General features: G+C 64.3%; 5 protein-coding genes. All 5 read right to left on the reverse strand.

The features are described 5' to 3' along the window. Positions 1 to 630, reverse strand: a 630-nt coding sequence (locus tag ACESMD_RS13480; RefSeq protein ID WP_372613991.1) for a reverse transcriptase domain-containing protein, incomplete at its 3' end; no start/stop codon positions are given. Between the two features lie 384 nt (positions 631 to 1,014). Then, complete coding sequence (locus tag ACESMD_RS13485; RefSeq protein ID WP_372613993.1) at positions 1,015 to 1,311, reverse strand: hypothetical protein; 297 nt, start codon at positions 1,309 to 1,311, stop codon at positions 1,015 to 1,017. A gap of 54 nt (positions 1,312 to 1,365) precedes the next feature. Next, on the reverse strand, positions 1,366 to 2,415 hold the full coding sequence (locus ACESMD_RS13490; protein WP_372613995.1) for an ACP S-malonyltransferase: 1,050 nt from the start codon (positions 2,413 to 2,415) through the stop codon (positions 1,366 to 1,368). Then, positions 2,412 to 4,613, reverse strand: coding sequence for a thiamine pyrophosphate-dependent enzyme (locus tag ACESMD_RS13495; RefSeq protein ID WP_372613997.1), 2,202 nt, complete (start codon positions 4,611 to 4,613; stop codon positions 2,412 to 2,414). The genes ACESMD_RS13490 and ACESMD_RS13495 overlap by 4 nt, the downstream gene beginning before the upstream one ends. Before the next feature lie 77 nt (positions 4,614 to 4,690). Beyond that, the coding region (locus tag ACESMD_RS13500) for a 2-oxoadipate dioxygenase/decarboxylase family protein (RefSeq protein WP_372613999.1) at positions 4,691 to 5,237 on the reverse strand (547 nt) is incomplete at its 5' end.

Genomic DNA, 5,237 nt, shown 5'->3' on the forward strand with positions numbered 1-5,237 from the left:
CCCTTGCGGGGTTCCCCGGTCTCGTTCCTGTCGACTTCCGTCCTCAAGAACCACTGGGGCCGTCAACCACCGACGAATGTAGAGCCGAATCCACCTTTCAGGTACGTGCTTTTCCACGGCACGCATCAGAAGATCATGATCGATAGTATCGAAAAATGCCTTCATGTCCAGATCCAGCACCCAGTCATAACGCCAACAGTTTCGTCGAGCTTGCATCACTGCCTGGTGGGCTCCACGACGTGGGCGATAGCCAAATGAGGAGGTATGAAAGTTTCGTTCGAGCCTTGGTTCCAGGATCATCTTGACCGCCATCTGCGCCACACGGTCTCCGACCGTCGGGATTCCCAGGGGCCTGAACTGCCCTTCTCCCTTGGGTATCAAAACTTGGCGGACCGGTGCGGGATGGTAGCTACCCGAACTCATGCGATTCCACAACTTGTACAAATTGGGACCCAGCTTTTCTTTGAAGGCCGTGATGCTTTCCCTGTCGACGCCTGGCGCACCGTTGTTGGCTGCCACCCGCTTCCACGCCTCCCAAAGCGTCCGCTTGGGTATCTCGAAGGGTTTTGCCGTCTGGCGAGGGTCATCCTGTCGCACAGTTGCCCCCACTTTCCGGCGGGATAAGGCCATGCCTTCGCTCCAGCCCCATTACAGGGCCTTCTTCACTACTACGCATTGTACGTCGCATTGGTACTCAGATCCTCTCAGGGTCGCTGATTGAATCGCTCCCTTGGCATCGACGTGACAGGTTCCCCTGTTCCGTACCTGCGCCTGAATGACGGTCACGCCACCTCTATGCCGGATACCATCAGGCCCACGCTCAGGTTGCTGCCTGACTTGTCCCAGAGCAATGTCGAGACCCTGGTTTTGATATCGGTCGCAATTTTCGACACTTCGTCGGTGGCTCACTTGCGTTCGTCTCCGCCATCCATACCTAACGAGGTCTTGCCTCGCCTTTTCCTCTGACGCTCACCACCGACGCTCTTTACGCCAGCAGCTCAGGGTGGTTTGGAATCACCGCCTGATCGGCGAATCCGAGGGGCCTTCCCTCATCACAGGTACAGCATGGCTGACACCATCCTGGTGCTCAGCCTTCAGGGCACACCGACAGATTCCTTGACAACTACCGCTCCCCTTGGGCTGTAGATTGATGATCTCGTCGACGCCATACAGCGTAAGAATGTGATGACCACCCTTGACCCTTTCATCAAAACCAAGGCGGATCAGCAACTGACAGAGCGCGGGGAACTCGATGTTACTATCCGCTCCACCTACAAGAATTTTCTGCCTCAGCTTCGAGTATTTTCCCATCAGCCTCTCGTTCTTGTAACCGAAACATATGGTGCGCCTCTAACGCCCTTATCCTTACCCCGCCAACCACTCCCTCTGCTCCTCGACCCCCATGCTGATCAGCCTCGGATCGTCCTGCTGCATGGCCTGAAACGCCTCCTTGCTGTCGAGACCCCACCAGTTGAGCTGGATCAGCGCCTGGGCGACGGCGCCGCCGAGGGTAGCGCCGGGGCCAGGAATGACGATGCGGTCCGGGGCGAACTCGCGCACGCTCACCTTGAGGGCGGTGGTGAAGTCGTAGGGCGTCACCAGCTGCTCGCCCAGAGTGTAGTCCCACAGCGCTCCGGGGTCGGTGCTCCAGGGGGTCCAGAGCTTGCCGCGGCCGTCGATCAGCGGCACCTCGGGGGCGCCGAACGGCGTCGCCGGCAGGCATGTTCTGGCCTCGGCCTTCACCTCTTCCTGCATCGGCGTATGAAAGGCCGCGTGCTGATGCAGGCGCATGGGGAAACGCTCCATGGGCGGCAGTTCCTCACCGAGCCGCTTGAGGCCGGCCTCGTTGCCGCCGAACACCAGCATGCCGCCGAGGTCGATGGAGAGGTAAAGCTCGCTGCCGCTCTGGCCATGCAGTGTCTCGATCAGCGCCAGCAGTTCCCGGCGCCGCTCGGGCTGGGGACGCCACTGGTCGTCGACCCAGGGATAGAGCAGCTGACCGCCGTTGAGGGTGGTCTGCATCAGATGGCCCATGGTGTTGATCAGCGTGAAGGCGTCGTCCTGGGCTAGGGCGCCGCCGAGGGCCAGGGCGATGTACCAGCCCATGGAGTTGCCGGTCACGGCACAGATCTCGTAACGCTCCCGGTCGATGGCCAGCGCGTCCGCCAGGGCGCAGGCGTAGATCAGCGGCGAGGCGTGATCGCCGCGGCCATGCACGCTCAGGCGAAACGGGGTTTCGCCGTCGAGTTCGCTCAGGGTGGGCTGATCCTGCTCGCGGCGCAGCGCATCGAAGCGCGAAAGCCACTCGCTCCCGGCGGCATGGCGGGTCAGGGAGCCCCATTCCGCCTGGTTGTAGGTGCCCCGCCCGGGGCAGACGATCAGCAGGCGTTCCTTTGGCTGGGTCGGCTCGCTCATGAGATCCGGCTCCCTGTTGCTGTGCGTTCAGAGGCGATCTGCCTGGGTACGAGACCCTCGGCGCGCTTGACGATCGCCGCGACCGACGGCAGCGTGACCGTCGCCGCCGGTCCCAGGGGAATGAAGCTGTCCTCAGCGGTCAGGCGGTGCAGGCGGTGTGATTCCACGCCCCGCTCCACCAGGCCGGTGATGATCTCCTCGCTGGGCGAGCCGCTGCGCCGGCATTCGTCCACGCACAATACCTGGGTGCAGTCGGCGACCCGACGATGAATCTCGTCATGATCCAGCGCCGTCAGCCAGCGCAGGTCGATGATGCGAAGTCGGATGCCCTGCGCCTCGAGCCGTTCCCGGGCCTGATGCGCCAGATAGGCCCCGTTGCCGTAGGTGACGATCGCCAGATCGCGCCCTTCGCCCCACTGGCCCAGCGCTCCCACCGGTAGGCGATGCTCGGGGCCGGGATCGGCGAAGCTCCACCGCTGATCGCCTTCCTCGATGAGATCACGGCAGTGATACAGGGCGATGGGTTCGAGCATCACCACGATGCGCTGTTCCTCGTCCGCCAGGCGCACCGCCTCCTGCAAGAGCCCCACCGCGTCTGCGGCGTTCGACGGACAGGCCACCAGCAGGCCGGGAATATCGCGCAGCACCGCCAGGGCGTTGTCGTTGTGGAAGTGGCCGCCGAAGCCCTTCTGATAGCCCAGCCCGGCGATGCGTATCACCATGGGGTTGGTGTACTGCCCCTGGGAGAAGAAGCTCAGGGTGGCGGCCTCGCCGCGCAGCTGGTCTTCGGCGTTGTGCAGGTAGGCCAGGAACTGGATCTCGACGATGGGCACGAAGCCGTTCTGGGCCAGGCCGATGCCCAGCCCCAGAATGCTCTGTTCGTCGAGCAGGGTATCGATGATGCGATAGGCGCCGTACTTGGCCTGTAGGCGCTGAGTCACGCCGTAGACGCCGCCCTTGCGGCCGATGTCCTCCCCGGCCATGACCAGATGCGGATATTCCGCCATCAGCCGATACAGGGTCTGGCTGAGCAGCCGCGCCATGGTGGCCGGCGTCTCGTCTACATCGCTCTTGACAGACCGGCGGCGACTGGGCCGCGACGGCGGCACGATGGAGGCCATCACCGCCTCGGCGCTTTCCAGCTTGGGCTGTCGGATGGCCGCTTCCGCGACCCGGGCGACCCGTTCGCCGATATGGTGATAAAGCGCCTGAATGGCCTCGGCATCGAGCACGCCATGGCGCAGCAGCAGGCCGGCGCTGTACAGCAGCGGATCGCAGGCCTCGGCGGCCTTGATCTGCTTCGCCGACAGATAGGCCTGCTGAGCGTCGGAGCCGGCGTGACCCATCAGGCGCACGCAGTGCATGTGCAGGAACACCGGCTGCTTGAGGCGCCGCGCCAGGCGTTCCGCCTCGCGAGCGGCGCGGTAGGTATCGAGCAGATCGAGCCCATCGCAGCTGATGTAGTGAAAGCCCGGGCGGCCGCGCATGCTCTGCTCGATCCAGCCGGCGGGGGTCGGCATGGAGATGCCGATGCCGTTGTCTTCGCAGACCATGACCAGGGGCATCGGCGCGCCCTGGTAGGCCGCCCAGGCCGCCGCGTTGAGCGCCCCCTGGGTGGTCGAATGGTTGAAGGAGGCATCGCCGAAGCTGCACAGCACCACGCTGTCGGCGGGCCACTCACCCGAACCGCGCAGGCGACGCCACAGGCCGAGACTATGGGCAGCGCCTACCGCCTTGGGCGGATGGGAGGCGATGGTGCTGGTCTGGGGCGGCACGTTGAGCGCCTTGGAGCCCAGCACCTTGTGACGGCCGCCGGAGACTGGGTCCGCGCTGGAGGCGACGAAGCTCAGCAGCATGTCGTAGGTCGACGTCTGCCCGGGCAGCTGCTTGCTGCGCTGGAGCAGGAAGGCCGCGTCGCGATAGTGCAGAAACGCCGGATCCGTGACGCGAAACGCCGCGGCGATCGCCGCGTTGCCCTCGTGACCGGAGCTGCCGATGGTGTAGAAGGCCTCGCCGCGCGCCTGCAGGCGCCGGGCATGCAGATCCAGCTGGCGGCTGAGCACCTGGGACTCGAACAGCTCCACCAGCGCAGGGGCCGTCAGCCCCGCCTCGTCGAGGCGCCACGCCTGGGCGGGGCTTGGCCAGTCACCGTCGCGCAGCACCTCGAACAGGCGCTCTTCCAAGGGGAAGGGATTCATTCGTCTATCGCTCCTTGGTCAGTCTCCTTGACCCTGGACATGTCGAGCGGGCAAACCCTAGCCCTAGCCATCAACTCCTAGCCATCAACTTCCAGCTGGGATTTTTCGGACAGGCGCTCGCGTACCCGCTTGATCGAACGCCTTTCAAGGGCCCTGTATAACTCGATCTCATCGGTCACGGATGCGCCCAGCGCCGCTTCGAAGGCATCACGGTTGGCATTGCCGGCATAGGTTTCATGACTGTCGCCCCCCAGATTCGACTGGAAGATACCCGCCGCACTCACCGGCAGGAAATCCTCGTAGGTGATCGGCCGAGCGCTGACCAGTCCCTGGGCGATCAGGGCTTCCAACCCCTCGTCCTCGTCGCGCTCTGCGCCCTCCTCGCGCCCCTTGTCGGTGGGCAGATAGTCGGTGAGCAGATAGTCGAAGAAGGCCAGCCCTTCGCGGCGCAGCTGCGCCTCGCCATCGGGAAACTCGTCGAATACCTCGGACAGTGTCTGCTGATGGGCGCGATTATCGAGCCCCGCGGAACGGGTCCGGGCCGTGGTCAACAGGCGGTCATAGAGGGTGCGCCCCTTGGCCGTCAACGCCATGCCGCGCTGCTCGATCTCGCCGAAGCGGGCG

The organism is Halomonas sp., assembly GCF_041689495.1.
Taxonomy (GTDB): Bacteria; Pseudomonadota; Gammaproteobacteria; order Pseudomonadales; family Halomonadaceae; genus Halomonas.

Bases quoted from the DNA above. Each gene is read 5' to 3' on its own strand.
- ACESMD_RS13485 (WP_372613993.1), bottom strand. From the start codon at position 1,311: ATGGGAAAATACTCGAAGCTGAGGCAGAAAATTCTTGTAGGTGGAGCG.
- ACESMD_RS13490 (WP_372613995.1), bottom strand. From the start codon at position 2,415: ATGAGCGAGCCGACCCAGCCAAAGGAACGCCTGCTGATCGTCTGCCCC.
- ACESMD_RS13495 (WP_372613997.1), bottom strand. From the start codon at position 4,613: ATGAATCCCTTCCCCTTGGAAGAGCGCCTGTTCGAGGTGCTGCGCGAC.